Origin of the sequence: Microbacterium sp. Root180 (genome assembly GCF_001428485.1) — a bacterium.
Classification (GTDB): Bacteria; Actinomycetota; Actinomycetes; order Actinomycetales; family Microbacteriaceae; genus Microbacterium.
The window spans coordinates 379,223-405,643 of sequence record NZ_LMHS01000003.1 but is presented as its reverse complement, the minus strand read 5'-3'; the positions used below and the strand labels follow the sequence as shown (position 1 = coordinate 405,643).

Below are 26,421 nucleotides of genomic sequence, written 5' to 3'. Positions count from 1 at the left end.
GTTGGTCGCCACCCTCCGCGTCGTGCTGGACCAGCTCGTCGCCCCCACCGAACCCGTGCTCGCTGAGGCATCCCGTGACCTCACGCGTGCGCTGATCGCCGGCGCCCCCTCGGGGTGCCAGGTCGATGGCATCGCGCCCGCCGGCGGTGACGGCGACCCGGAGGTCCCCGGGCTCGCCGGGCTGCGGCGCACCGCGCTCCCGCGCCGCGAGCTCGCCGCCGCACTGCAGCTGGGCGTGGGAACGGGCATCGGGGGCGGGATGATTCACTCCCCGACGCTGCTGGCGCCGCTCGTGAAGCACGATCGGGTGCACGACAACGACCAGACGGTCGTCACGATCTGGGACCTGCGCCCGTGGGAGTCGCCCGCCGACCTGCCGCGGGCTGCCGTCGCCTGGCACAAGGCCATGCTCAAGCGCGCGGTCAAGCACGCCGACGCGGTCGTGGTGCCCACTCACTCCCTCGCCGAGCGCCTCGGGGGCATCGCGCGTGTCGGCGACCGCGTGCGCGTGATCGCCGGCGCCGCGCCGCTGGGATTCACGGTCCCGACCGACGAGGTCGGCCGACGACGCGGGCTCGATCTCCCGGAGGGCTTCGTGCTCCTGGCCGGGGGTCCGGTGGCGTCGGATGCGCTCGGGACGGGCTTCGCGGCCATCGCGCGGTCGGATGTCGACCTCCCGATCGTCGTGATCGACGTCGAGGACGGCCACGAGCCGGCCATCGCCGACCTCGCCGCCGCGGCGGGAGTGCCGGAGCATCGGCTTCACGTTCGCGGCGCCCTCGAGGCCGCCGACCGCGCCGCTGTCTTCGGCGCAGCGGTCGCGTTCCTCGCTCCGAGCCGGCGCAGTGCCTTCCCCTGGCGGGTGGTGGACGCGCTGACGCTCGGCGTCCCGGTCATCGCCGCGGCATCCGACGTCCATGGCGAAGTCATCTTCGACGGGGGTGAACTGGTCGAAGGGGCCGATGACACGTCCCTGGCTGAAGGCCTCGGTGCCGCGCTGAGCACGGCCCTCGCGACGACCGACGCCGCCGATCGGCTGGCGGTGCTGTCCGGCGACCGCGGACGGTCCTTCTCGTGGCGCGAGGCGGCGGACAAGATCTGGCTGCTCCATGCCGAACTGTGATGGGGAAGGGTCTTCGAACTGTATGGGAACGGCGTATCTATGATTGGCGTTCCGCTTATTGTTGTGATCATTCGTCACTTCGGTCACACTGTTCACATGGCGTGGGCGAGAGATCGGCATGCGCGCAGGCGTTTCACCAGGCGTACGGCGGTCCTCACCCTCGTCGCCGCGCTGACGGTGGCGCTCGTCGTCCCGGCCGCAGCGGCATCTGCGGCGCCGTCTCCGGCTGCCGGGAGCGTGGTGAGTTCGCGCATCGACACGGGGATCGTCCACACGGCCGACCTCTCGGCTTTTCGCCCGGGGAACATCATCAGCGATGCCGTCTTCTTCAACCGAGACGCGATGGGCGAAGCCCAGATCCAGAGCTTCCTCGAATCCAAGGTCACCACGTGCCGCTCGGGCTACGTCTGCCTGAAGGACTACTCCGACACGACCCGCGCGACGACCGCCGACGCGATGTGCGGCGCGTACTCGGGGGGGTCTCGCGAACGCGCCGCCCGCATCATCTTCAAGGTCGCACAGGCCTGCGGCATCAACCCGCGCGTCCTCATCGTGATGCTCCAGAAGGAGCAGGGGCTGGTCACCACGACGGCGCCCTCGAGCTACAACTATCGCGCCGCGATGGGGCAGGGATGCCCGGACACCGCAGCCTGCGACACGCGTTACTACGGCTTCTTCAATCAGGTCTTCGGCGCCGCGTGGCAGCTGAAGCGCTATGCCAATCCGCCCGGCACCAGCGCCTTCTTCACCTGGTACGCCCCCGGCAGGACCTGGAGCATCCTCTATCACCCGAATCGGGACTGCGGATCCTCCTCGGTGTACATCGAGAACCAGGCGACGGCGAACCTCTACTACTTCACCCCGTACCGCCCGAACCCGGCAGCGCTGCGCGCCGGGTACGGCGAAGGCGACAGCTGCTCGTCCTACGGCAACCGCAACTTCTACAACTACTTCACCGACTGGTTCGGGTCGACCCAGCATGTCTCCGTCGCCTCCATCGACCAGATCGCGCACGTCATGGCCACCGACACGGCCGGCGAGCTCTGGGCGTACCCGATGAAGGGGTTGGGCTCCTGGTACCAGCGGGTGAGCCTGGCGAAGGGACTCGCCGCCGGCAGTCGCGTGGTCGGGGCCGGTGACCTGGACGGCGACGGCTTCCGCGACGTCCTGGTGGTCACCGCCGCCGGCGAGGTCTCGCTCTACCCGGGCGAAGCCGGAGTGGCTCTGTCGGATCCGCGACGGCTCCCCGCCAGCTGGTCCCACGCCGAGCTGATCACGGCGGCGCACGACTTCGACGGCGACGCCGTTCCGGACATCCTGCTCACGACCTCTGCCGGCGCCCTGGAGCTGTGGTCGGGCAATGACGCCGGAGGATTCCGCGCACCGAAGACCGTCGGCTCCGGTTGGGGCTCGATCACCGCGCTCGTCGGAGCGGGAGACGTGAACGGCGACGGTCGCGCCGACGTCGTCGCACGCGGTGCCGACGGCCGCCTCCGCCTCTATCCGGGCGACGGCCGCGGCGCGTTCGGCCGGGTGGTCGTCCTCGGCGCGGGATGGGCGGGGATGACCGCCATCATCAGCGCCGGCGACCTGAACGGCGATCGACTCGGGGACATTCTGGCTCGGGACGCATCCGGCGGTTTGTGGGGATACCTCTCATCCAAAGGCGGCCTCGTCGGCGCGGGCAAGCTGGGCAACGGCTGGTCGGGATTCGGTCTTGCCGGCGCCGGGCCGGTAGCCGGGCGCCTGCGGGCTCTTCCCGCCGGAGCCGGCGACGTCGACGGCGACCGGCGCCGCGATGTCGTCGCGCTGTCGGCCTCTGGTGCGGTCACGGTGTACCGGGGGAGCGGGTCGGGCGGCTGGCTGGGCACCCAGCATGCGGCGCAGCTCCCGGATGCGCAGGGGCGTCTCTTCCCCCTCGGCGACTTCACCGGGGACGGGCTCCCCGATCTCGGACACATCTCGGCCGGCGGCCAGCTGTCCGTCCTCGCCGGGAAGGCCGATTCGACCTTCGCCGCGGGCACGGCGATCGGAGCGGGGTGGGCCAACATGACTTTGGCCTCGGGGAGCATCGACTTCAACGGCGATCGCCGGGTCGACATCATCGCGCGCGATGCCGAGGGGAACCTGAGGCTCTACCGAGGCAACGGCGCGGGAGGCTTCCTCGCCGGCACCGGTGAGGTGATCGGCGCCCGCTGGACGGGGATGACCGCGATCTTCGGCGTGGGAGATTTCACCGGGGACGGGAGGGTCGACGTGATGGCGCGGACGGCCACGGGCGCGCTGATGGTGTACCCCACCGACGGCCAGGGCGACTGGCAGGCCGCGCGCTCGATCGGCACCGGATGGCAGGGCATGACGGCCCTCTTCAGCCCGGGGAACTTCGACGGCAGCGGCGGGACGGATGTGATCGGCCGCGGCGCGGACGGAAGGCTCCACCTCTACCGCGGCGACGGCCGCGGCGGCTGGCTCGGATCGACCGTCATCGGAAGCGGCTGGAGCAGCCTCGTCTCGGTCGGCTGATACGCCGGGCGCCTCGGGGGATTCCCCAGATTCCCTCCCCTAGAATGAGGGAGTTTGCCGGGGAGCCTCCCCGCACGAGCCCGAGGGACACATGATTGACAGCCGCGACCTGTTCGACGCCGTGCCGCGTTCGCAGTTCGACGTCCCCGGGCGCAGCGGCGGCCTCCTCGACGTCTTCCGCTGGCACTACCTGCTGCGCCTTCTGGTCCGGACCGGCGTGACGACGCGGTACCGCAACTCGGTCCTCGGGTGGACCTGGTCCTACGTTCGGCCCGCCGCCCAGTTCCTCGTCTTCTTCATCGTCCTCGGCGTCTTCCTGAACCTCAACCACGGGATCCCGAACTACGCGATCTACCTGTTCTCGGGGATCGTGGTGATCAACCTCTTCAGCGAGGGGTTCAAGAACGCGACCACGTCGATCGTGAACAACGCCGCCCTCGTGCGCAAGGTGTACCTCCCGCGCCAGCTCTTCGCGGTCTCCGCAGTGATCGTCGCCTTCGTGCACTTCCTCCCGCAGGTGGCCCTGCTGGTGATTGTGTGCCTCTTCTTCGGCTGGATCGCGAATCTGACGGTGCTGGCCGTGCTCGCGATCTTCGCGGGGATGCTGCTGATCATGCTCTTCGCGCTCGGGCTCGGCCTGCTGTTCGGTGCCATGAACGTGCGCTTCCGCGATGCGGAGAACATCGTCGAGCTGCTTCTGCTCCTCGCGACGTGGGCCTCGCCCGTCCTCTACTACTGGACGATGGTCGCCGACGTGCTGCCGGGCTGGCTGCTCGAGATCTACATGCTCAACCCGATCACGCAGGCCGTAGAGCTGTTCCACTTCGCCTTCTGGAATCCCATCACCCCCGACAGCGCCGAGCTGCCACTGCCGCCCATGCTCGCGATCAACACGCTGTGGACGTATCTCATCGCCATCGCGTCGATCCTGATCGGGCAGGCGGTCTTCCGCCGGCTCGAAGGAAGGTTCGCACAGGATCTATGAGCTCGCCCACCGCGGACGTGAGCCGTCCCAGCATCATCGTCGACGGAGTGCGCAAGCGCTTCACGATCAACCACGCCCTGTCGCTCAAGGACACGGTCGTGGCATGGATCCGTCGCCGCACGCTCAGCAGTGACTTCGAAGCGCTCAAGGGCGTCGACATCGTGATCGACGAGGGCGAGTCCGTCGCCATTCTCGGTCTGAACGGGTCGGGCAAGTCGACGCTGCTCAAGCTCATCTCCGGAGTGATGGCGCCGGACGGCGGCGAAGTGCTCACACGAGGCCGTGTCGCGGGCCTGATCGAGGTCGGAGCCGGCTTCCACCCGGAGCTCTCCGGTCGAGAGAACGTCTTCCTGAATGCGGCGATCCTCGGGATGAGCCGTGCGGAGATCGAGCAGCAGTATGACGCGATCGTGGCCTTCAGCGAGATCGAGGAATTCATCGATCAGGAGGTCAAGCACTACTCCTCCGGAATGTTCATGCGCCTTGCCTTCTCCGTGGCCATTCATGTCGCGGTCGACGTGCTCCTGGTCGATGAGATCCTCTCGGTGGGCGATGCCCCCTTCCGTGAGAAGTGCCGCCTGAAGTTCGAGGAGCTCATCGCGCAGCGCAAGACGCTGGTGATCGTGAGTCACGATCTCGACATGGTTCGAGAGCTGTGCAGCCGCGGTGTCGTCCTCAACCGAGGCGATGTCGTGTACGACGGTCCCATCGAGGGGGCGGTCCGCCTGGTGGAATCGTGATCGTCGAGTGGGCGGGCGCCCTGCCCGCACTCCTCGTCGCCTTCGCGGTGGTCTTTGCCCCGGGTGTGCTGATGGGAGCCGGGCTCCGGCTTCGCGGTCTCGCGCTCTGGGCGCTCGCGCCGGTGCTCGGCGTCGCCGCATTCGCCGGGCTCGCGCTGGTGTACGGCGCCGTGAGGATCCCGTGGTCCGCGTGGTCGATCGTCGCCGGCATCGCCGTGCTGTCGGCGTTCGCGTGGCTGGGCGGCTGGTGGCTGGGCCCCCGTCGTCCCTCGCGGCCGACGACGCGGCAGGGCCTTCTCCTCCTGACCGCCGGACTGGTCATCGGCATCGGCCTGACCACGGTGCGATTCGTGATCTACGTGCACGACCCTGCGGCCATCTCGATGACGAACGACGCCGTCTTCCACTTGAACGCGGTGCGTCACATCCTCGAGACCGGATCGGCCTCTTCGCTGCAGATCAGCTCGGTCATCGGGAGCCGCGGCTTCTACCCGGCCGCGTGGCACGCGCTCGCGTCGGCGGTGGTGCTGTTCACGGGCGCGGAGATCCCGGTGGCGGCGAACATGGTCTCGCTGGTCCTCGCGGCGGGCGTCTGGACCGTCGGCGTCACGTGGTTCGCCCGGCGACTGCCGAAGTCCACCGACTCGATCGTCGCGCTGACGGCGGCGCTCTCGGCCTCGCTCGTCGTCTTCCCCATGCTGATGTTCCAGTGGGGCGTGCTGTACTCCTTCGCGCTGTCGCTCGCGCTGGTCCCGGCCGTCGCCGCGCTGGTGGCCGGGTCGCCGCAGTGGATGACCTCGGACTCGCCGGTCGGCGGGCGGCTGCGCTCGGGAGTGCTGCTCGGGATTCTGCTGATCGCCGGGGTCGGCGCGATCGCGCTCTCGCAGCCGGCCTCGCTGCTCACGTGGGCGATCATCGCGGTGTCGTGGTTCACCTGGTGGGCGGCCTCGGTGATCGCCGCCGGGGGCCGCCCGCGCACCCGGACGATCGTCGCGCTCGCCGTTGTGTGGGTCGCGTTCGCCCTGCTGTGGCTCGCGCTCACGCGCAGCACCTCCGGCTCGCACTGGCCCCCCTTCCGGAGCAAGGTCGAGGCCGTCCTCGATGTGCTCCTGAACGGCACCGTGCTGCTGCCCGTGCTCGCCGGGGTGAGCATCCTCATGATCGCCGGCCTGGTGGCCGCGATCCGCCGACCCGAATGGCGCTGGCTCGCGACGGCGTGGCTCGGGCTCGGCGGTCTGTACGTCGTCGCCGCATCCATCGGAAACCCCTTCCTGCGGCGCGCGCTGCTCGGCGCCTGGTACGCCGACCCCTACCGGATCGCCGCGGCCTGCGCCGTCGTCGTCGTTCCGCTCGCCGCGATCGGACTGGCCATGATCGCGGCGTGGGCGACACGTGCGCTCTCGCGGCGGCGCGGCGAGGGCGCCGAGGCCTCGGGTGCGCGCTGGGGCCTCGTCGCCGTGGCGGCTCTCGGAATCGCGTCGCTCATCGCCGCGCCGATGATCCAGATGCGCGCGGTGACGCAGGGCACGGTGGATGCCGAGTCCCGCTACATCACCGAGGATTACCTCTCGCCCGACGAGCGAGCACTGCTGGAACGCCTCGATCAGCACGTGGCCGAGGATGAGCGCGTCATCGGAAATCCGTCCACCGGCCTGGGTTTCGGGTACATGCTGAGCGGCCGGGACGTCTATCCCCGCACCTGGGCGCACCCGCGCACCGCCGAGTGGAAGACCATCCAGGAGGACCTGCGCGACGCCGCCACCGATCCTGCCGTCTGCGACGCCCTCGAGACCTACGGCTCACCGTCCTTCGTACTCGACTTCGGACTCGGCGAGGATTCTCCCGGACGCTTCGAGCTCGAGGGCATGACCGACTTCGCCGGGCAGCCCGGCTTCGAGCTCGTCGACAGCGAGGGCGAAGCGTCGCTGTGGCGGATCACCGCGTGCGAGCGGTGACCCCGAGCCCGGCCCGACTAGGATTTCGTGATATGCCCGCCCCCGTGCACCGCCTTCTGATCGTCGTTCCGGCGCTCAACGAAGAAGCGTCGGTGGGCGATGTCGTCCGCAGTGTCCGCGAGGCCGTCCCGACCGCCGTGTGCCTCGTCGTCGACGACGGGTCGACGGATGCCACGGCCCGCGTCGCGGATGAGGCCGGCGCCGTAGTGCTCCGCCTCCCCTTCAACCTCGGGGTCGGGGGAGCTATGCGCGCCGGTTTCCGGTACGCGCGGGACCACGGCCACACGATCGTGGTCCAGGTGGACGCCGACGGCCAGCACGATCCGCGCTACATCCCCGAGCTGATCGCCGGACTCGCCACCGCAGACGTCGTGATCGGGGCGCGGTTCGCCGGCGTCGGCGAGTACGGCGCGCGAGGCCCTCGCCGGTGGGCGATGCACGTCCTCGCCGGGGCTGTGAGCCGCGTCGCCGGCCACCGGCTCGACGATGTGACGAGCGGATTCAAGGCCAATGGCCCGGCGGCGGTGCGGCTGTTCGCCGACACCTACCCCGCCGAGTATCTGGGCGACACCGTGGAGGCTCTGGTGATCGGCGCCCGTGCGGGCCTGCGCCTGGCGCAGCACCCGGTCGAGATGCGCCCCCGTCAGGCCGGCGCCCCGTCGCACCAGCCACTGCGGGCGACCGTGTACCTCGTGCGGGCGGGGATGGCCTTCCTGCTCGCCCTGCTGCGCCCGCGTGTGCCGATCCCTGCGGATGTGCTCGCATGAGCCCGATGACCTATGCGTTCGGCATCGCCGCGGCCCTCCTCGCTCTGGTCGCGATCATCGAGCTCATGCGTCGCGCCACGTTGCGCGAACGGCACGCGGTGTGGTGGCTCGTCGGCGGCATCCTCGCGCTCATCGTGGCGATCTTCCCGCAGACGCTGACCTGGGCGGCGCAGCTGCTGGGGATCGCGGTGCCGACCAACCTGGTGTTCTTCATCGCCATCGGGCTGCTGTTCCTCGTCAGCCTGCAGTACGGCGCCGAGCTGACCAGGGTAGAGGACAAGATCCGCACCCTCGCCGAGCAGAGCGCGTTCCACGAGCGGCGCCTGGCTGAGCTCGAGAACGCCGAGCGCGACCAGCGCGGCGACGATCCGCGCGACGCCGAGGGGTGAGCGTGAGCCCCCGTCCGGCCAGGTCGCTCGTCCTTCTCGCGACCCGCACCTACCCGCCCGAGGTCAACGCCGCGGCCTTTCGCCTCGGTGCGCTCGCCCGCGCGCTCGCGCGTCACGCTGAGGTGAGCGTGGTCACCTCGACGCCGGCGAAGCACGCCCCGCCCATCCGCGCGGTCGACGGCGTCGAGGTGCGGCGGCTTCCGGTGCTGCGCGATCGTGGCGGGAACGTCCGCGGCTATGTCCAGTACATGAGCTTCGACGTGCCGCTGTTCGCGCGGTTGATCACGCGTCGGTTCTCGGTCGCCGTGGCGGAGGCGCCCCCGACGACCGGCGTCGTGACCGCCGTCGTGGCGGCGCTGCGCCGCCGTCCCTTCGCGTATTACGCGGCGGACGTGTGGAGCGATGGTGTGGCCGCGGTGGGCGCGCCACGAGTAATCGTCGGCGCGATGCGCATGCTCGAGCGGTTCGTGCTGGGACGGGCGGCCGCCATCCTCTCGGTGTCCGAAGGCGTCAACGAGCGGCTCGCCGCCCTCGGGACCGACCTCGATCGGGTCACCGTCGTCGGGCACGGCGTCGACACCTCCGTGTTCGCCCCCGATGGGCCGCGCACCAAGGGCGATCCCTTCTTCGTCTACACCGGGACGATGTCCGAGGTGCACCGACCTCAGGTGCTCATCGAGGCCTTCGCCTCGATCGCCGCCGCGCATCCGAATCTGACGCTCCGCTTCTTCGGCCAGGGCGTCTACGAAGAGGAGCTCCGCGACCTGAGCGAGCGACTCGTTCCCGGCCGGGTGCATTTCGGCGGGGTCATCGCGCCCGAGGAGGCGGCGCAGCGGCTGCGCGGCGCCGTCGCCGCCCTGGTGACGCTCGCCCCTGGCACCGGCTACGAGTTCGCCCACCCCACCAAGGCGTACGCCGCCGCCGCCTGCGGCACGCCGGTCCTGTACGCCGGGCCGGACGAGTTCGGCGCGATCATCCGCGAGAATGGACTCGGCATCGCCGTGGACCACGATGTGCGGGCGGTCGCGGCATCCATGCAAACCCTCCTCGGCGAGTGGACGAGCGGACACAGCGAACGGGAGCGGCCGCACCGCGCCCGGTGGGCCGCGGACAACGTCTCCCTCGATGCCGTCGGCGCCCGCGCCGCAGCCGCCGTGCTCGCCCTGGCGGGCCCACAGGTGGACGAAGGTAGAATCGATCAGCACTCGTGGCCGTCTACGCGCCCGGTGCAGGAGCCCCCAACATGACACATTCTCCCGCCGTGCGCATCGTCGATTCCGCCGACGTCTCGCCCGACGCCACCATCGGCGACGGTTCGTCCATCTGGCATCTCGCGCAGGTCCGCGAGCAGGCCGTCCTCGGCCGCAACTGCATCGTCGGCCGCGGCGCCTACGTCGGTACCGGCGTGATCATGGGCGACAACTGCAAGGTGCAGAACTATGCGCTGGTCTACGAGCCCGCGAAGCTGGGCGACGGCGTGTTCATCGGGCCGGCCGTCGTCCTCACCAACGACACCTATCCCCGCGCGATCAACCCCGATGGCACGCTGAAGAGCGCCCACGACTGGGAGCCGGTCGGCGTCACCATCGAGACCGGCGCGTCCATCGGTGCGCGGGCGACCTGTGTCGCCCCGGTGACGATCGGCGCGTGGGCGACCGTCGCGGCCGGCGCCGTGGTGGTCAAGGACGTGCCGCCGTTCGCGCTCGTCGCGGGAGTCCCCGCCAAGCGCCTCGGCTGGGTGGGGAGGGCCGGCATGCCGCTCACCCGCGAGGTCCCCGACGGTCCCTGGATCTGCCCCACGACGGGCGCCCGTTACATCGAGTCCGACGGACTTCTGACAGAGGAGAACGCGTGAGCGAGTTCATCCCCCCGGCCAAGCCGATCATCGGCGACGACGAGCGCGAAGCCGTCGATCGCGTTCTCCGCAGCGGCATGGTGGCTCAGGGCCCCGAGGTCGCCGCCTTCGAAGCGGAGTTCTCGCAGCACTTCGTGAAGGGGCGCCCCGTCGTCGCCGTCAACTCCGGAACCGCGGGTCTGCACCTCGGTCTGCTGACTGCGGGCGTCGGGCCGGGAGACGAAGTCATCGTCCCGTCCTTCACCTTCGCGGCCACCGGCAACTCGGTCGCCCTCACCGGCGCGACTCCGGTCTTCGCCGACATCGAGCCCGAGACGTTCACTCTCGACCCGGCGTCGGTCGAGGCATCCATCACCTCCCGCACCAAGGGCATCATGCCGGTGCACCTGTACGGTCACCCCGCACGGATGCGTGAGCTGCAGGCGATCGCCGACAAGCATGGGGTCGCCATCTACGAGGACGCGGCGCAGGCCCATGGCGCCGCGCTCGACGGGCGCCCGGTCGGCACGTTCGGCGCCTTCGGCATGTTCTCGCTCTACCCGACCAAGAACATGACCAGCGGCGAGGGCGGCATGATCTCGGCGGCTGACGACGACATCGCCCGGAACGCGCGCCTTCTGCGCAACCAGGGCATGGAGCGCCAGTACGAGAATGAGGTCATCGGCTTCAACGCGCGCATGACCGACATCCACGCTGCGATCGGTCGCGTGCAGCTCACGAAGGTGGATGCGTGGACGGCGACCCGCCAGGCCAACGCCGCGTTCCTCGACGCCCACCTCGAAGGCGTGGTCGTGCCGCCCGTCCTCGACGGCGCGGTGCACGTCTACCACCAGTACACGATCCGGGTGGCGGACGACCGCGACGGCTTCGTGCGTGCCCTCAAGGAAGAGCACAACGTCGGCAGCGGGGTGTACTATCCCATTCCCAACCACCGCCTGCCTTCGCTCGCGCACTTCGCACCCGGGCTCGACCTGCCCGAGACCGAGACGGCGGCGCGCGAGGTCGTGTCGCTCCCGGTCCACCCGTCGCTGGGACAGGACGATCTCGCGCGCATCGTCGCCGCCGTGAACGCCGTCGCAGGGGCCGGCGCCTGATGGCCGCGCTGCGTGCCGGGCTGCTGGGCGTCGGGATGATGGGGCGCCACCACGCCCGAGTCCTGCGCGAGCTGGACGGCGTCGAGCTGGTCGCGATCGCCGATCCCGGTGGCGATCCTCACGGCGTGGCGGGTGAGCTCGAGGTGCTGCCCGACATCGACGCGCTGATCGCCGCGGGAATCGACATGGCCGTGGTGGCCGTGCCGACCCGCTTCCACGAAGCCGCTGCCCTGAAGCTGGCGGCGGCGGGTGTCCACACCCTGGTCGAGAAGCCCATCGCCGACTCGGTCGAGGCCGGGCAGAAGATGGTGGATGCCTTCGCATCGGCCGGCCTGGTCGGTGCGGTGGGGCACATCGAGCGATTCAACCCGGCGCTCCAGCAGCTCCGCCGCCGCCTCGAGGCGGGCGACCTGGGCAACGTGTTCCAGATCACGACGCGCCGGCAGGGCCCGTTCCCGTCGCGGATTGCGGACGTCGGCGTGGGCAAGGACCTCGCCTCGCACGACATCGACCTCACCGCATGGGTCGCGCAGAGCGAGTACGTCAACGTGTTCGGCCAGACCACGTTCAAGAGCGGTCGCGAGTACGAGGACATGGTCGTGATCACCGGGCGTCTCGCGTCGGGAGTGATCGTGAACCACCTGGTCAACTGGCTGAGCCCCATGAAGGAGCGCGTCACCGTCGTCACCGGCGAGAAGGGCGCCTTCGTCGCCGACACCGCCACCGGCGATCTCACCTTCTTCGCCAACGGCACGATTCCGCTGGAGTGGGAGTCGGTCTCATCCTTCCGAGGTGTGTCCGAGGGCGACGTCACCCGCTACTCGTTCGCGAAGCGCGAGCCGCTGCGCGTCGAGCATGAGGCGTTCCGGGATGCGGTGCTGGGACTGCCCAGCGATGTCGTCACGATGGAGCAGGGCCTGCGGACGCTCGTCGTCGTTGAGGCGGCGCTCGAATCGGCACGCACCGGAGCGTCACGCACCCCGTGAGCACCCCATGAAGCAGATCCTCGTTCTCCTCCGCCGGCTGCTGCCGTACCTCCCGCACGCAGCCCGGCGATTCCTGCTGTGGTACTCGATCGTGTCGGCGCTGCTGTCGATCGTGGACGTCGTCGCCCTCATGCTCCTCGCTCTGACGCTCGCGGCAGCCGCGACGGGAACCGCGGTGCAGCTGCCGCTGGTGGGCACGCTCGCTCCCGACAGCATGGTGTGGCTGATCGTAATCCTCTCGGCGATCGTCATCGCCAAGTCCGCCGCGAACGTCGGATTGCAGTGGATCGCCACTCGCCGTTTCGCGGCGTTCGAGGTCGAGGTGGGTGCGCAGCTTCTCGCCGCATACCTGCGCGCTCCGTGGACGGAACGGCTCACCCGCAACTCCGCTCAAGTCGTGCAGATGGCCAACACCGGCGTCGCGAATGTGACATCCGGATTCCTTCTGCCGATCACGTCGCTCCCCGGACTCGTGGTCACCTCGATCGGCGTGATGGTCGTGATCCTGATCGCGCAGCCCGTGACCGCCGTGATCACGGTGGTGTACCTGACGGGCATCGCGGCGGTGCAGTATTACGTGCTGGGCGGCCGCACCCGGCAGGCGGCGCGCGTCGCCCGGGATTCTCAGATGGCCGCGGCCGCACTGATCTCGGGCATGGTCGCCGCTCTCAAGGAGATCACTCTGCGCGACAAGGCCGCGGAGGTCGAGAAGGTCGTCGAGCGCCAGCGTGCGCTCTCCGCGCGAGCGCGCTCCAACTCCAACTTCCTCGGTGCCGTCCCGCGGTTCATCTTCGATTCCGCCGTCATCGGCGGCTTCCTCCTCACGGGCGGCGTGGCCTGGGTCACTGCGGGTCCGGACTCCGGGATGGAAGCGGCGATCGGCGCCATCGCCCTGTTCGGCATCGCCGGATTCCGGCTCGTCCCCGCCTTGACCGGATTCCAGGGCGTGATCACCCGCACGATCACCACCGCTCCGTACGTCGACGTCGTGATCAACGACATCCGCTCCTCCGAGGAGTACATCAAGGCGCAGGAGAGCCTCGGCCGGCAGCCGCTGCCCGAGGCCCCGCGTGTCCTCGCGCTCGAGGGCGTCGAGTTCACGTTCCCGGATGCGACCCTCCCCGCGGTCACCGACGTGGCGGTCGAGATCCAGATCGGAACGACGGTCGGCATCGCCGGTCCTTCGGGCGCCGGGAAGTCGACCCTCGTCGACCTGCTCCTCGGTCTCATCACGCCTACGAAGGGCTCGATCACGATCGATGGGAAGCGGATCGAGGATGTGCTGGCCGCGTGGCGTGGCCACGTCGGCTACGTGCCTCAGGAAGTCGCACTGTTCGACGGCACGATCGCCCAGAACATCGCACTGGTCTGGGACGACAGCTACGACGTCGAGCGAGTCGAGCGGGCGGCGCGCCGAGCGCAGCTGTGGGAGGTCATTGCGCAACGCGACGGTGGCATCCATGCGCGGGTGGGCGAGCGCGGCATGAGCCTGTCCGGCGGTCAGCGCCAGCGACTGGGAATCGCGCGTGCGCTCTACACCGACCCGCTCGTGCTGATCCTCGACGAGGCGACCAGTGCGCTGGACTCGAAGACGGAAGCCAACGTCACTGACGCGATCAAGGAACTCCACGGCGAGGTGACCGTCATCGCGGTCGCTCACCGGCTTTCCACGATCCGATCCTCCGATCAGATCCTCTACATGCAGGAGGGCCGCGTCGCAGCCTCGGGAACCTTCGACGAGGTCGTCGAGGCTCATCCGGAGTTCGCGATCCAGGCGCGACTGTCGGGTCTGACGTGACTCCGCCGAGCGCGCGGGAGCGCCTGCTGTCGCGACTGCGGATGGTGCGCCGACTCGTCCGCGCGCGGCTGCCGGAAGCGGTCACTTCGCGCACCGGCCCTGCGTCGGCGAGGTATGCCCTGTCCGACGTTCCCGACCCCGTCGTCGCGCCGGACACCGCGGTGCGCGTGCTCATCGGCCCGCGCAATTTCGCCGCACAGGGTTTCGCGTGGGCGCGTTCCCTGGAACGACTGCCGGGCGTCGGAGCGGTCTCGATGCAGGCGGGCGACAACGGCGGCCTCGCCTTCCCGATCGACTATCAGGTGAGCGACGCGGTCTACACCAACTCCCGCCGCTGGGGCACGCGTCAGCGCGATGCCGTCGGCGCAGGCTTCAGCCATGTGTTCTTCGAGGCCGCGTCCTCGCTGTTCGGCGCCGCGAGCGACAAGGTCGTGTCGCGCGAGGCCGATTGGCTGCGCGGGCACGACGTCGGGATCGGGATGCTGTGCCACGGGACCGACATCCGCCTCCCATCCCGGCATGCCCAGCTGGACGAATGGTCGCCGTTCCGCGATGCTCCTCCCGAGTGGGTCGAGAAGCTGGAGCGTCGAGCCCGATTCAACCAGTCCGTGCTCGACACCGTCGCGGCGCCGGTGCTCGTCTCCACCCCCGAGATGCTGCTCGACCGGCCAGGCTCGGTGTGGCTGCCCATCGTCGTCGACCCGGCGAAGTGGGCTACCGCGGAGGGTGTTCTGGAGCGGGAGCGTCCGGTCGTCCTTCATGCGCCGACCAATCCTCGCGTCAAGGGCACGCACCTCATCGAGCCGGTGGTCGAGGCCCTCGACGAGAGCGAGGTGATCTCGTACTCTCGCGTCATCCGGGTCCCGTCAGCGCGGATGCCTGCGCTCTACGCGGAGTCCGACATCGTTCTCGAGCAGTTCGCCCTGGGCATGTACTCCGTCACCTCGGTCGAGGCGATGGCTGCCGGGCGCCTGGTCATCGCGCACGTGCACGAGCAGGTGCGCGACCACGTGTGCGAGGTGACCGGTCTCGAGCTTCCGGTCGTGGAGGCGACGCCCGCCACCCTCGGCGAGGTGCTGCGCGACGTGGTCGAACGCCGCGAGCACTACCGGATGGTCGCCGCACGCGGTCCGGCCTTCGTGGCGGCGGTCCATGACGGCGCGCTCTCCGCACGCGTGCTGGCACCGTTCGTCGGAGTCGCCGCGGCATGAGCGGCCACCTCCTGCTGACCTCGTGGGCATTTCCGCCGGCACGGACATCCGGGGTCTATCGTGCCGTGGGGATCGCGAACGCTTTCGCGGCAGCGGGCTGGAGCGTGACGGTGCTCTGCGGGCCGGCGCGCCTCTTCCGCGACAACCTCGTCGTGGACGAATCGCTCGTCGGCAGCGTCGATCCCGCAGTGCAGACCGTGGAGGTGCCGCTGGAGCACCATGAACTCTCGACCGACATCGCCCAGTGGAGCCGCCTGCGCGCACGGCAGCCGGAGATCTGGGCGAAGACCCGCCTGCGGAAGGATGCGTCGCAGTTCCCGGAGCCCTGGTTCGGCTCGTGGGCTCCGGCACTCCGGCGAGCCGCCGAGCGCGTCCATCGCGCGGATGCTGTCACGCTCGCTCTGGGGACGGCCGCGCCCTATGTGGACTTCGTCCCCGGGACGCACCTCCGGGAGCGCTTCGGCGTGCCCTACGTCCTCGATTACCGGGATGCCTGGACATTCCTGACGTTCACGGGGGAGGACCCGCCGACGGCGACGCTCGCGATGCGGGAGCGGGAGAGCGCACTCATGGCGGACGCGCTACAGGTGTGGTTCGTCAACGACCCCATCCGGACCTGGCACGCTCGGCGATACCCCGACGCGGCATCGCGGATGCGAACAGTCCGCAACGGCTTCGACGCGCCCGGCTCCGACGCGGACGCCCGCATCGGCGTGCCGTGGTCCCCGCCCGCGAACCGAGGTCTCACTTTCGGCTACGTCGGAACGATCAACTTCGGCGCGTTCCCCCTCGAGGCGGTCGTTGAAGGCTGGAAGCTCGCCCGCGCCGACCTCCCCCCGGGATCGCGCCTCGTCCTTCGCGGCCATCTGGGGCGAACGGGCGAGGGCAGCCCCACCCTGCTCGACGCGCTGGCCTCCGCCGTGCCCGCCGGGGTCACCTTCGAGGGGCCTGTAGCGCGAGCCGACGTCTGGGACGTCTACCGGGGCTTCGACGCGCTCGTCCTCGCACTCCCCAGCGGGCCCGGAGTGACCAGCGGCAAGGTGTACGAGTATGCGGCGACGGGTCTGCCCATCGTCTCGGTGCACACGCCCGAGACTCCGGTGTGGGAGGTGCTCGGCGACTCTTCGCACTGGCATCCGACCGAGTCCCTGGATCCGCAGAGCGTTGCCGCCGCGTTCCTCGCGGCAGCGGCCGACGTCCTGTCCGGGAGCGCCGCGGATCGGGCGGATGCAATCGCGGCCGGTGCGCGGTGGGAGCGGGCGGGTCAGCTTCAGGCTGCCGTGCGGGAGCTCGACGACGTCCTCGCAGAGGCGGCATCGTGACCGCGGTGGTCATCCTGGCGCCGGGTGGTGAGATCTCCGACGCCGCGCTGTCATCGCTGAAAGCCGAAGGTGCCGACGTCGCGGTGATCACGGTCGCCCCGCCGCCGGCACTCGGTGTGCGTTCGGTAGGGGTCCCGCCGCCCTCGCCGGCGGTTCGCCGCATCGACGGCTGGATGCGGCGCACGGCCGTCGGGCGTGCCGTCCGCCGCCTCACTCCCGTCGATCCCGGTTCCCGTTTCTGGCGGGCGACACGACGTTCGCGCGAGGCGGCGGAACTCCTCAGCTCGGCGCAGATCGTCGTCGCCGTCGAGCGGGACGCGTTCTACGCGGCCTGGCGGTCGGCGCGGCGCGGCGGCGCCGGCGTGCAGGTCGTCAGCGGGGTGTCCGCCGCGACGGCACGGCTCCGCGCGATCGGTCAGACCGACCGCGACGCCGCGATGTAGCGAGCGGCTGAGGCGCCGAACACCGCCGCCCACCCCTGCCCGAATCGCCGGGAACGGGTCATCTTCCACACCGTGAACACGGCGTCGCGATCCACCGCGACCACGACGTCAGCGCCCGTGATGAGTTCGCGCACCGCCCTGTCGGAGCGCGTGGCGCGCCAGAGGCGCCGGGACTGGTCGAGCGGGGAGGTGCGGATCAGGTTGCGTCCGGCGGCACTCTTCCAGGCGGCGCGGACGATCGCAGCGGACAGCGGCGATCGCGTGCCGAGGTCGACCGGATGGGTCACGTGCATCACCCCGGTGCGCGCGGGACGGGGGCCGACGATCGCGAGATCGTGCTCCTCGGCGAGGTCGGTGAGCGCGTCCACGGTCCCCGGGTGCGAGACCACTGCGACGATGCGGCTCATGCGGCGGACCTGGCGGCGAGCGCCTCCCGCCATCGCGTGGCGATCGGGTCGAGGATCTGCGAGCGTTCGTACCGCTGGGCCCAGGCCCGCGCGGCTTCGCGATCGGCGAGCGTCTGCGTCGCCGCCGCTTCGGTCGCCCGGATGAGGGCATCGGCGATGTCCCCCGCTTCGAGCGAGGCTGCCGGCACCCAGCCCGGGTATCCGCGGAGGGTGTCGCTGACCGCATTGACGGGGTCGTGCACCGAGACGATGGGCAGGCCGGTCGACATGTACTCGAACACCTTCCCGCTGGTCATGAATCGGCTGGTGCCCAGGGGCAGGATGAGGGCATCGAGGCGCGCGTAGACCTCGGCGATGGTCGCTTTCGACACGGCGCCGCGGTAGGCGACGCTCCCGTCGGAGACCCGCGCCACCTGTTCCAGCACGCGCCCTTCGTCGTCGCCCTGATGGCCCAGGTATCCGTAGAGGTCGATGCGATCCGACAGGAGGCGGCCCCGGTCGCGCGCCGTGATCCAGCCGTCGACCAACTGCCGGATGGGCGTCTGCGAGGTCATCGTCCCGATGTTTCCGAGGACGAGCCCGCGATCGCGATCCGGCCGGGGCGGCGTCGGCACCCCGACGAACTCGGGATCGAATCCGTTCGAGACGACGGAGATCTTCCCCGCCGACCCGGGATACAGGTCTCGGTGCCATGCTGCGATCGGCTCGTTCACGAACCAGACCTCGTCCGCTGACTCGATGAGCCGGCGCTCCCAGACCGCCCCCGGCGTCCGGTCGGTCATCGTGCGGCGCCCACTGTACATGTCGAGCTGCCAGGTATCGCGGTAATCCATGACGTACGGGACGCCGGCCCGCTCGTGCAGGTGGAATCCGGCGGTATGCACGACGTTGGGGTTGCCCGATCCGATCGTGAGCGAGACGGGGCGCTCAGAGTGGATGCGCGCGGCGGCTTTCTCGAGTTCGGGCTTCCACAGCCCATAGCGCGGCTCGGGGAAGACCCGTGACGTCTGCCAGGCCTTCCAGCCGTTCCACAGCTCCGGAGCGTGTGCCCGGAAAGCTCCCCACGCGCGAAGGTCGAGGTTGGTCTCCTCGTGGGGGAACGGGATCCGCTCGATCCGAACACGGGGATCCACGCGGGCTTCGAGGGAGGGGTCGATGCCGGTGCTGCGCTGGAAGATCTCGCGCTCCACGGTCAGCACGGTGACATCCCAGCCCTGCCGTGCGAAGGCGTTCGCGGTCGCCAGCAGTCTGTAGGCGCCACCGCTGCGGGAAGGGGCGAAACCCCAGGCGACATAGAGTAGGTGGGGCGGGGAATCGTGGCGCAAGGCGAACCCGTCAAAGTATGAGCAACCGGGACGTGGGGTAACCACGTTATCACCGGCCGTAATCGCCCAGAGGAGCCCGATGCGCGTTGCCGTGACGAAGGGATCGTTGCTGATCCCGCCCACGTACTTCGCGCTGGCGCACCCTCGCGCGCTCGCCGGTGAGTTCGACTTCCGGTTCTTCGCAGGCGCCGCTTCGATCTCGGACCCGGCCGTGCGCGCGTCCGTCGATATCGAAGACACCCTGGCGCGCGTGCTCCCCCTCGCCGATCGGCTGCCGGTCCGGCGTCGTGAGCAGCTCGGCGCGCTGCTGAACCACGCGACGGCGCGCGCCGTCGCGGAGTGGCATCCGGATGTGGTCCACCAGCATTTCGCCTACGGGTCGGGTGCCGCCGCGCGTGTCGCCACCCGGCAGGGTATACCCGCGCTCGTCACGGTCCACGGCGGCGACGCCTTCGTGCCCCTCACTCCGATGTCGAGCCGCCGGCCCCTCGGACGCCCCGCGCTCGCGCGCATGAAGCGCGATGTCGCCGAGATGTACCGCGTCGCGCGGTCGGTGCTGGCCGTGAGCTCCTACATCGCCGATGTGGCGGTCCGAGGCGGCGCCGACGCACGGCGGACGACCGTCCACTATCAAGGCGTCGACACCGACGTCTTCCGCCCCTCGGAGGCGGAGCGTCCCGAGACGCCGCGGGTGCTCTTCGTGGGCAGGCTGAGCAAGCCGAAGGGCGTCCACGACCTCATCGCCGCATCCCTGGAGGCCTTTGCTCACGTCCCGCATGAACTGGTGTTCATCGGAGAGGGAGCCGAGCGCGGAGCTCTCCTGCAGGCGGCGCAACGCCACAGACACCTCCGAGTGGCGGGCGGCCTGACCAGCGACCATCTGCGCGACGAGCTTGCGGCAGCGCACGTCCTGGTGCTTCCGACGCGAGTGAACGGCATCGCCCGAGAGGCCGCGGGGCTGGTGCTCCTCGAGGCGCAGGCCTGCGGAGTGCCGGTGATCGCCTATGACAGCGGGGGTACCGGCGAGATGGTGCGCGACGGCGAGACGGGCTGGCTCGTCCCTGAGGCGGACGAGAGCTCGCTCGCCCTACGGCTGCGCGATGCGTTGGAGCTCTCCTCGGAGGAGCGGGCAGACATGGGGCGGCGAGCGCGCGAGTTCGTCGTGGCCGAACGGAGCCTCGCGAGGAGCGCGGCGCAGCTCGCAGACATCTATCGGGAGTGCGCATCATGACCCGCATCCTCTGCATCTCGCTGACCCCCATTCGCCGCGACGCGCGCGTGCTGCGCCAGATCGAGGTCCTCCGCGAGCTCGGCCACGTGACGACCGTCGGACACGGCGAGGCCCCGCCCGGAGTCGTCGAGCACATCCGCGTCCCGGACGACAAGCTCTCGCTTCCCCAGACGCCGGCCGGGGTCCTCAAGCTCGCCACCCGGCAATTCCGCCGCGCTGAGCTCGCCGCACCCGGGGTCGCCTACGCCCTCGCCCAGCTCCAGCACAGGCAGTTCGATCTGGTCGTGGCCAACGATGCGCGCGTGCTCGGGCTCGCGTTCGCGGTCTCCGGCGGCGCACCGGTGTGGGCCGACCTGCATGAGTGGGCTCCCGAGGAGCGCACTCACGTCCTGTCCTGGCGGCTGCTGGTCGCGCCCTTCATGGTCCATCTCTGCCGCACCTACCTTCCGCGCGCCGCCGCCGTCACCACCGTCGGTGACGAGATCGCCGATCTCTACGAACGCGATTTCGGGATGCGCCCGGTGGTGATGCGCAACGCCGCCCCGTTCGCCGATCTCAAGCCCTCGCCGCCCGTGCCGGGCAGGATCCGCCTCGTGCACAGCGGCGGAGCGATCCATGGCAGAAGCCTCGAGACGATGATCGATGCGGTGCGAGAACTCGATGAGCGCTTCACGCTCGATCTCTATCTCGTCCCCGCAGCCGACGGCGGGCGGTATCTCGCGCAGCTGCGCGCCAGAGCCGGCGACGACCCCCGGATCACGTTCCACGAGCCGGTGGCACCCGCGGATCTCCCGCGGACCCTCAACGCCTACGACGTCGGCGTCTTCTGGATTCCGCCCGTCCACACGAACGCGCGCCTGACCCTTCCCAACAAGCTGTTCGACTTCGTTCAGGGCCGCCTTGCCATCGCCGTCGGGCCGACCGTCGAGATGGAACGAGTGGTTCGGGAGTTCGATCTCGGCGTGATCGGGGAGGACTTCACCGTCGAGGCGGGTGTCCGCGCGCTCGCGGGCCTGACCGCCGAGACCGTGCAGCGCTTCAAGGAGCACTCGCACGCGGCTGCGCGGACGCTCAGCTTCGATCGAGAACGCGACGCCGCACTCTCGATGCTGCGGCCGATCCTCTCGGCCCGGCGCTGACCCGGAGCCGCGGGACCCCGCAGGCCGCGGGGGAGAGCGGCGTCCACCGCAGGACCACGGCGATCGCCCACGTCGCGCTCAGCACGATCGCCAGGGTGATCGGCACGGGCAGGCCCCACGGAGCGACGAAGAACAGCACGAACGTGTGGAGGAGGACCACCGCGATGCCCGCGGTCGCGGGAAGCGTGGCCCACGCAGCGGAGACGTGCCCGAACGAGACGGTCAGGCCCCACGAGAGGGCGACGGCCAGCAGCACGCCGACGACGGGGGTGCCGAGGTTGAGGGACTTCAGGTTGAAGTACGCGATCGGGAGCGCGGCGATCACCGCCGCGCACGCCGCGAGCAGCGCCAGACCGGCCCACCACGGCAGACGCACCCGCGCCGCGAGCGCGCCGAACAGGAGGAACAGCAGTCCCGGGAAGGCGTGGCCGAGCGCGAGCGGCAGCGCGCCCATCGGCAGCGAGTAGGACGCAGCGACGCCAGCGACGGCGACGGCCCACGCAACCCAGCCGGGAAGGGGTTCCAGCAGCCGCGCGAGCATCGTCGCCCAGAACAGTGCGGTGACGAACCAGAACGCTGCAAAGATGCCCTTGGCGGATACGCCCCCACGCGCGATCGCGAACACCCCCTCCACCGTGAGCAGGCCGGCGATGCCGAGGAGCACGAGCCCGGCGGCGAGCCAGAACGCGTAGGGCACGAGGAGCGACCGGGCGCGGATCCGCAGCTCGGACGTTGCACTCCGGCCGCGCTTCCAGAAGTAGCCGGAGAGGAAGAAGAAGAGCGGGCCGTGCCACGGGTAGATCCACTGGGCTGTGGTCTCGGTGGTCACGACGTGCCCGTAGACGACGGCGCAGATGCCGAGGACGCGAAGGAGGTCGATCCCGGAGTTCCGCGTCGCCGAGGGTCCGCGCGTGGCGGGTGCTCGTCGGATGTCTGAAGGGCGCACGGGCTCGGGGTCCTCACAGGGCTCGGCCGTCGTCGGGGGAGGGGCATCGCGCGCGAGCGCGTCGGGCCAGGATACCCCGACGTGACCCGGGGGTTCCCTGGATGCCGACCGGGGAGCGCCGCCTCGCCTAGACTGGAATCCATGCGTATCGCCGTCGTGGCCCTCGGAAAGATCGGCCTTCCCCTCGCCGTCCAGTTCGCCGACTCGGGTCACGAGGTGATCGGCGTCGATGTCAACCCGAAGGCGGTCGATGCCGTCAACGCCGGCATCGAGCCCTTCCCCGGAGAGGCGCACTTGCAGGAGAAGCTCTCCGAGCTCGTTCCCGCCGGACGCCTGCGCGCGACGACCGACTACGCCGACGCCATCCCCGGCGCCGACGCCGTCGTGCTCGTGGTCCCGCTCTTCGTGAACGACACCACGTGGGAGCCCGACTTCGCGTGGATGGATGGCGCGACCCGCTCGCTCGCGGAGCACCTCACGCCCGGCACGCTCGTGTCGTACGAGACGACCCTTCCGGTCGGCACGACCCGCGGCCGCTGGAAGCCGATGCTCGAGGAGGGCTCGGGCCTCACCGAGGGCGCCGACTTCCACCTCGTGTTCTCGCCCGAGCGCGTGCTCACGGGCCGCGTGTTCGCCGATCTTCGCAAGTACCCCAAGCTGATCGGCGGCCTCTCCGAGGCGGGCGCCGAGCGTGCCCGTGAGTTCTACGAGGCGGTGCTGCAGTTCGATGAGCGCGACGACCTGGCGCGCGCGAACGGCGTGTGGGACCTCGGCTCGGCCGAGGCCGCCGAGATGGCGAAGCTCGCCGAGACCACCTACCGCGATGTGAACATCGGCCTGGCGAACCAGTTCGCGCTGTTCGCCGCGGACCACGGCATCGACGTCTACCAGGTCATCGAGGCCTGCAACTCGCAGCCCTACAGCCACATCCACCGGCCCGGCATCGCGGTCGGCGGTCACTGCATCCCCGTGTACCCCCGCCTGTACCTGTCGACCGACCCCGACGCCGACATCGTGCGCACCGCACGCCTGCTCAACGCCTCGATGCCGGAGCGCCTCGTCGCCCAGGCCGCCGGCGTCCTCGGCTCGCTCGAGGGCAGCCGCGCCGTCGTCCTGGGTGCGGCGTATCGCGGGGGAGTCAAGGAGACGGCGTTCTCGGGCGTCTTCCCGACCGTCGAGGCGCTGAAGGCGCGCGGCGCCGAGGTCCGCGTCCACGACCCGCTCTACAGCGACGACGAGCTCCGCGCTCTCGGATTCGAGCCGTTCGCCCTGGGCGACGCGGTCGATGTGGCCGTTCTCCAGACCGACCACGCGGACTACCGCGCGCTGACCCCGGAGCAGCTTCCAGGCATCCGTCTTCTCGTCGACGGTCGCAACGCGACGGATGCCGCATCCTGGGTGGGTACGCCGCGCATCGTCGTCGGCGCCGCCGGGTGATCCTGACCACCCCATCGGCGCCGACGGGTCGACGGCTCAGCCGATACCGCTGAACGCGTTCCAGCCGGCGCCGAGGACGCTGGTCGTCCCCCAGCCGCCGGCGCCGTTCCCGCGGTAGAGCAGCAGTGTGCCGTCGGTCTTGCGCGCCATCACGTCCGGCTTTCCGGTGCCGTCGAAGTCCCCGGGGCTGAAGACGGCCGTGAGCCCGCTCCAACCCGTGCCCACCCGCTTGGACGGCCCCCACGAGCTCGCGCCCGAGGTCGGGTACAGCCACAGCGTGCCGTCGCTGCGGCGCGCCATGACGTCGCCGCGAGTGTCGCCGTTGAAGTCGCCGGCGTAGAACACGGCGGTCATCCCGCCCCATCCCGACCCGACCTTGACCGCCGAACCCGCCCAGCCGCCCGCGCCGTTGCCGCGGTGGAGCATGAGCGCGCCGGCCGTCGTCACGGCGAGCACGTCAGGGCGTCGATCTCCGTCGTAGTCGACGCCGCCGGTGACGAGCCGGTAGCCCGTCCAGCCCCGGCCGATCGTCGCGGGAGCCACGAATCCGCCACGGCCGGTTCCGGCGAGCAGGTCGAACGTGCCGTCGGCGCGGAGTCTGCCGACATCGTTCACGCTGTCGCCGGTGAAGTCGCCGAGCGTCACCAGCTTGTCGCTCGCCGTCCAGCCCGACCCCACCACGGATGAGCCGGCCCAGCGACCGTTGCCGGCGCCGCGGTACGCGAGGAGCTGGCCGTTCGAGTCGACCGCGACCACGTCGGCGTTGAGATCGCCGCTGACATCGGCCACTCCGGCCGGTGCGGCGGTCTTGGTCAGGCCGAATATCTGCACCCAGTAGGAGGAGTAGCACGTGCCTTTCGCGTGGCCGATGCCGACACCGGTGTACTTCGCGTTGAGGATGTTCGCGCGGTGGCCGGGGGAGGCCATCCACGCGCTCACCACCGCTCCCGTCGCGTAGCCGGCGGCGATGTTCTCGCCGGTGGCTGACCATCCGGCCTTCGCGACGCGGCTGGCCCGCCAGGTGGAGCTGCTGTGCGAAAAGGTGCACGAGTTCGCCATCACCCGGGCCCACTCGCCGGCAGCCTGATCCAGGATCGGATCGGAGATCAGAGGCTTGAGACCGGCCTTCACGCGCTGGGCGTTGGTCTGGGCGAAGACGGTCGCCGCGTCACCGGTGGCGGCCTGCGCCGGTGCTGCGGTGGCGACACTCGCGCCGACGATGAGGATGACGGGCAGGATGATCGAGATGATGCGGGCACGCATAGCGGCCCTCCTTCGTACGCTGGGGTCGTACAAAAAATGACAGGGCTTGGGGACGCCCGGGCGCTCGGGTACAACGCTTGCCAACACGCTAGCGGAGGGCCCGGCCTCACCAGAAGCCCCATCGTGTCCCCCTTTTGGGGGACGAACTCGCGTTCGTGCGGCGTGTCTGGATGCGGCTAGCACACGAAAGGGCTACATTAACCGCCCTGCCGCCCGAGTTTTCACTCAGGTTCGGTGCGGCTGCTCCCGGTAGGCTGGCACGACGCGGCGGTGCCTTCTGCCCGCCGCGTCGCCGTGTCCGCGGCATCCGTCTTCACGAAAGCATGTCACGTATGGATCTCCTCGTCGTCGGCTCCGGCTTCTTCGGTCTCACGATTGCAGAGCGAGCAGCGGCATCGGGTCGCAAGGTCACGGTGATCGACCGCCGGCACCACATCGGCGGCAACGCCTACAGCGAGAACGAGCCCACGACCGGCATCGAGGTGCACCGCTACGGCGCGCACCTCTTCCACACCTCGAACCCGGGCGTGTGGGAGTACGTGAACCGCTTCACCTCCTTCACGAACTACGTGCACCGGGTCTACACGAACCACAAGGGCGTCGTGTTCCCGATGCCGATCAACCTGGGCACGATCAACCAGTTCTTCCAGGCCGCCTACAGCCCCGACGAGGCGAAGCAGCTCGTCCACGAGCTGGCGGGCGAGTTCGACGCGAAGGACGCCGCGAATCTCGAAGAGAAGGGGATCGCGCTCATCGGGCGCCCCCTGTACGAGGCGTTCATCCGCGACTACACCGCCAAGCAGTGGCAGACCGACCCGAAGGAGCTGCCGGCCGAGGTCATCAGCCGGCTCCCGGTCCGCTACACCTACGACAACCGCTACTTCAACGACACGTGGGAGGGTCTGCCGACCGACGGCTACACCGCGTGGCTCGAGCGCATGGCCGATCACCCGAACATCGAGGTGAAGCTCGACACCGATTTCTTCGACGCCTCGCAGCCCCTCAACAAGAAGGCGACCGTCGGGCAGCTGCCCATCGTCTACACCGGACCCGTCGACCGCTACTTCGACTACGCGGAGGGGGCGCTGTCGTGGCGGACGATCGACCTCGAGCAGGAGGTGCTCGAGGTCGGCGACTTCCAGGGCACCTCGGTCATGAACTACGCCGACGCGGACGTGCCGTACACGCGCATCCACGAGTTCCGCCACTTCCACCCCGAGCGCGCCGACCGGTACCCGACCGACAAGACGGTCATCATGCGCGAGTTCTCGCGCTTCGCCACGCGTGAGGACGAGCCGTACTACCCGATCAACACCCCCGAGGACCGCGCCGGCCTCGTCGCCTACCGCGAGCTCGCCAAGGGCGAGCAGGACGTGCTGTTCGGGGGCCGGCTCGGCACGTATCAGTACCTCGACATGCACATGGCGATCGGCGCCGCACTGTCCATGTGGAACAACCAGCTCGCCTGATCGGCGCCCCTTA

General features: G+C 70.0%; 23 protein-coding genes. 19 read left to right on the top strand and 4 right to left on the bottom strand.

The genetic code is table 11. The annotated features are described in order from the left end of the window. Position 1 precedes the first annotated feature (1 nt). From ASD93_RS09335 to ASD93_RS09265, 15 genes are all read left to right on the top strand, one after another. The gene (locus tag ASD93_RS09335) at positions 2-1,123 is read left to right on the top strand and encodes a glycosyltransferase (RefSeq protein WP_056121622.1); all 1,122 of its coding nucleotides are present in this window, start codon (positions 2-4) and stop codon (positions 1,121-1,123) included. A 96-nt stretch (positions 1,124-1,219) separates the two neighbouring features. Then, complete coding sequence (locus ASD93_RS09330) at positions 1,220-3,646, top strand: FG-GAP-like repeat-containing protein (RefSeq protein WP_056121620.1); 2,427 nt, start codon at positions 1,220-1,222, stop codon at positions 3,644-3,646. 91 nt (positions 3,647-3,737) lie between these two features. Continuing rightward, complete coding sequence (locus ASD93_RS09325) at positions 3,738-4,631, top strand: ABC transporter permease (protein ID WP_056121619.1); 894 nt, start codon at positions 3,738-3,740, stop codon at positions 4,629-4,631. Continuing rightward, positions 4,628-5,371 carry an ABC transporter ATP-binding protein gene (locus ASD93_RS09320; RefSeq protein WP_056121616.1) on the top strand — a complete coding sequence of 248 codons (744 nt, stop codon included), beginning with the start codon at positions 4,628-4,630 and terminating at the stop codon, positions 5,369-5,371. Before ASD93_RS09325 ends, ASD93_RS09320 begins: the two co-directional genes overlap by 4 nt. Continuing rightward, positions 5,368-7,326 (top strand): DUF6541 family protein, encoded by a 1,959-nt coding sequence (locus ASD93_RS09315; protein ID WP_056121614.1) that lies wholly within the window; start codon positions 5,368-5,370, stop codon positions 7,324-7,326. The genes ASD93_RS09320 and ASD93_RS09315 overlap by 4 nt, the downstream gene beginning before the upstream one ends. 32 nt (positions 7,327-7,358) lie before the next feature. Further along, a complete protein-coding gene (locus ASD93_RS09310; protein ID WP_056121612.1) occupies positions 7,359-8,093 on the top strand; it encodes a glycosyltransferase family 2 protein in 735 nt (244 codons plus the stop codon). Beyond that, a complete protein-coding gene (locus ASD93_RS09305) occupies positions 8,090-8,482 on the top strand; it encodes a DUF2304 domain-containing protein (RefSeq protein WP_056121610.1) in 393 nt (130 codons plus the stop codon). Before ASD93_RS09310 ends, ASD93_RS09305 begins: the two co-directional genes overlap by 4 nt. A gap of 2 nt (positions 8,483-8,484) precedes the next feature. Then, positions 8,485-9,729 (top strand): glycosyltransferase family 4 protein, encoded by a 1,245-nt coding sequence (locus ASD93_RS09300; protein ID WP_082569380.1) that lies wholly within the window; start codon positions 8,485-8,487, stop codon positions 9,727-9,729. After that, positions 9,726-10,337, top strand: coding sequence for an acyltransferase (locus ASD93_RS09295; RefSeq protein WP_056124287.1), 612 nt, complete (start codon positions 9,726-9,728; stop codon positions 10,335-10,337). Before ASD93_RS09300 ends, ASD93_RS09295 begins: the two co-directional genes overlap by 4 nt. After that, the gene (locus ASD93_RS09290) at positions 10,334-11,431 is read left to right on the top strand and encodes a DegT/DnrJ/EryC1/StrS family aminotransferase (RefSeq protein ID WP_056121608.1); all 1,098 of its coding nucleotides are present in this window, start codon (positions 10,334-10,336) and stop codon (positions 11,429-11,431) included. The genes ASD93_RS09295 and ASD93_RS09290 overlap by 4 nt, the downstream gene beginning before the upstream one ends. Then, the gene (locus ASD93_RS09285) at positions 11,431-12,417 is read left to right on the top strand and encodes a Gfo/Idh/MocA family protein (protein WP_056121606.1); all 987 of its coding nucleotides are present in this window, start codon (positions 11,431-11,433) and stop codon (positions 12,415-12,417) included. Before ASD93_RS09290 ends, ASD93_RS09285 begins: the two co-directional genes overlap by 1 nt. 7 nt (positions 12,418-12,424) lie before the next feature. Continuing rightward, positions 12,425-14,215 carry an ABC transporter ATP-binding protein gene (locus tag ASD93_RS09280; RefSeq protein ID WP_056121603.1) on the top strand — a complete coding sequence of 597 codons (1,791 nt, stop codon included), beginning with the start codon at positions 12,425-12,427 and terminating at the stop codon, positions 14,213-14,215. Then, positions 14,212-15,426: a hypothetical protein gene (locus ASD93_RS09275; protein WP_056121601.1), complete on the top strand. Its 1,215-nt coding sequence runs from the start codon at positions 14,212-14,214 to the stop codon at positions 15,424-15,426. The genes ASD93_RS09280 and ASD93_RS09275 overlap by 4 nt, the downstream gene beginning before the upstream one ends. After that, positions 15,423-16,748: a glycosyltransferase gene (locus ASD93_RS09270; protein ID WP_056121599.1), complete on the top strand. Its 1,326-nt coding sequence runs from the start codon at positions 15,423-15,425 to the stop codon at positions 16,746-16,748. The genes ASD93_RS09275 and ASD93_RS09270 overlap by 4 nt, the downstream gene beginning before the upstream one ends. Further along, positions 16,745-17,191, top strand: coding sequence for a hypothetical protein (locus ASD93_RS09265; protein ID WP_056121597.1), 447 nt, complete (start codon positions 16,745-16,747; stop codon positions 17,189-17,191). Before ASD93_RS09270 ends, ASD93_RS09265 begins: the two co-directional genes overlap by 4 nt. On the opposite strand, the gene ASD93_RS09260 is transcribed toward ASD93_RS09265, so the two are convergent. Beyond that, positions 17,164-17,598 carry a hypothetical protein gene (locus ASD93_RS09260; RefSeq protein ID WP_157536919.1) on the bottom strand — a complete coding sequence of 145 codons (435 nt, stop codon included), beginning with the start codon at positions 17,596-17,598 and terminating at the stop codon, positions 17,164-17,166. The two genes, ASD93_RS09265 and ASD93_RS09260, sit on opposite strands and share 28 nt — an antisense overlap. Further along, positions 17,595-18,923, bottom strand: coding sequence for a glycosyltransferase (locus tag ASD93_RS09255; RefSeq protein WP_162253389.1), 1,329 nt, complete (start codon positions 18,921-18,923; stop codon positions 17,595-17,597). Before ASD93_RS09255 ends, ASD93_RS09260 begins: the two co-directional genes overlap by 4 nt. 79 nt (positions 18,924-19,002) lie before the next feature. On the opposite strand from ASD93_RS09255, the gene ASD93_RS09250 reads away from it, so the two are divergent. Both ASD93_RS09250 and ASD93_RS09245 read left to right on the top strand, forming a co-directional pair. Then, complete coding sequence (locus tag ASD93_RS09250) at positions 19,003-20,154, top strand: glycosyltransferase (RefSeq protein ID WP_056121590.1); 1,152 nt, start codon at positions 19,003-19,005, stop codon at positions 20,152-20,154. Further along, positions 20,151-21,293, top strand: a complete 1,143-nt coding sequence (locus ASD93_RS09245; RefSeq protein WP_056124283.1) for a hypothetical protein — start codon at positions 20,151-20,153, stop codon at positions 21,291-21,293. The genes ASD93_RS09250 and ASD93_RS09245 overlap by 4 nt, the downstream gene beginning before the upstream one ends. Here the strand turns inward: ASD93_RS09245 and ASD93_RS09240 are convergent. Beyond that, positions 21,226-22,239 carry an acyltransferase family protein gene (locus ASD93_RS09240; protein ID WP_056121588.1) on the bottom strand — a complete coding sequence of 338 codons (1,014 nt, stop codon included), beginning with the start codon at positions 22,237-22,239 and terminating at the stop codon, positions 21,226-21,228. The two genes, ASD93_RS09245 and ASD93_RS09240, sit on opposite strands and share 68 nt — an antisense overlap. 141 nt (positions 22,240-22,380) lie before the next feature. On the opposite strand from ASD93_RS09240, the gene ASD93_RS09235 reads away from it, so the two are divergent. Further along, the gene (locus ASD93_RS09235; protein ID WP_056121587.1) at positions 22,381-23,676 is read left to right on the top strand and encodes a nucleotide sugar dehydrogenase; all 1,296 of its coding nucleotides are present in this window, start codon (positions 22,381-22,383) and stop codon (positions 23,674-23,676) included. 36 nt (positions 23,677-23,712) lie between these two features. Here the strand turns inward: ASD93_RS09235 and ASD93_RS09230 are convergent, their stop codons facing one another. Then, positions 23,713-24,939, bottom strand: coding sequence for an FG-GAP-like repeat-containing protein (locus ASD93_RS09230; protein WP_056121584.1), 1,227 nt, complete (start codon positions 24,937-24,939; stop codon positions 23,713-23,715). Between the two features lie 332 nt (positions 24,940-25,271). On the opposite strand from ASD93_RS09230, the gene glf reads away from it, so the two are divergent. Then, on the top strand, positions 25,272-26,408 hold the full coding sequence (gene glf / locus ASD93_RS09225) for a UDP-galactopyranose mutase (RefSeq protein ID WP_056121582.1): 1,137 nt from the start codon (positions 25,272-25,274) through the stop codon (positions 26,406-26,408). Positions 26,409-26,421: the final 13 nt, after the last annotated feature.

Excerpts from the sequence above, each read along its gene's own strand:
- ASD93_RS09235 (WP_056121587.1), top strand. The coding sequence starts at position 22,381 with ATGCGTATCGCCGTCGTGGCCCTCGGAAAGATCGGCCTTCCCCTCGCC.
- ASD93_RS09320 (WP_056121616.1), top strand. The coding sequence starts at position 4,628 with ATGAGCTCGCCCACCGCGGACGTGAGCCGTCCCAGCATCATCGTCGAC.
- glf (WP_056121582.1), top strand. The coding sequence starts at position 25,272 with ATGGATCTCCTCGTCGTCGGCTCCGGCTTCTTCGGTCTCACGATTGCA.
- ASD93_RS09280 (WP_056121603.1), top strand. The coding sequence starts at position 12,425 with ATGAAGCAGATCCTCGTTCTCCTCCGCCGGCTGCTGCCGTACCTCCCG.
- ASD93_RS09305 (WP_056121610.1), top strand. The coding sequence starts at position 8,090 with ATGAGCCCGATGACCTATGCGTTCGGCATCGCCGCGGCCCTCCTCGCT.
- ASD93_RS09270 (WP_056121599.1), top strand. The coding sequence starts at position 15,423 with ATGAGCGGCCACCTCCTGCTGACCTCGTGGGCATTTCCGCCGGCACGG.
- ASD93_RS09325 (WP_056121619.1), top strand. The coding sequence starts at position 3,738 with ATGATTGACAGCCGCGACCTGTTCGACGCCGTGCCGCGTTCGCAGTTC.
- ASD93_RS09310 (WP_056121612.1), top strand. The coding sequence starts at position 7,359 with ATGCCCGCCCCCGTGCACCGCCTTCTGATCGTCGTTCCGGCGCTCAAC.
- ASD93_RS09245 (WP_056124283.1), top strand. The coding sequence starts at position 20,151 with ATGACCCGCATCCTCTGCATCTCGCTGACCCCCATTCGCCGCGACGCG.
- ASD93_RS09330 (WP_056121620.1), top strand. The coding sequence starts at position 1,220 with ATGGCGTGGGCGAGAGATCGGCATGCGCGCAGGCGTTTCACCAGGCGT.
- ASD93_RS09260 (WP_157536919.1), bottom strand. The coding sequence starts at position 17,598 with ATGAGCCGCATCGTCGCAGTGGTCTCGCACCCGGGGACCGTGGACGCG.
- ASD93_RS09230 (WP_056121584.1), bottom strand. The coding sequence starts at position 24,939 with ATGCGTGCCCGCATCATCTCGATCATCCTGCCCGTCATCCTCATCGTC.
- ASD93_RS09295 (WP_056124287.1), top strand. The coding sequence starts at position 9,726 with ATGACACATTCTCCCGCCGTGCGCATCGTCGATTCCGCCGACGTCTCG.
- ASD93_RS09285 (WP_056121606.1), top strand. The coding sequence starts at position 11,431 with ATGGCCGCGCTGCGTGCCGGGCTGCTGGGCGTCGGGATGATGGGGCGC.
- ASD93_RS09250 (WP_056121590.1), top strand. The coding sequence starts at position 19,003 with ATGCGCGTTGCCGTGACGAAGGGATCGTTGCTGATCCCGCCCACGTAC.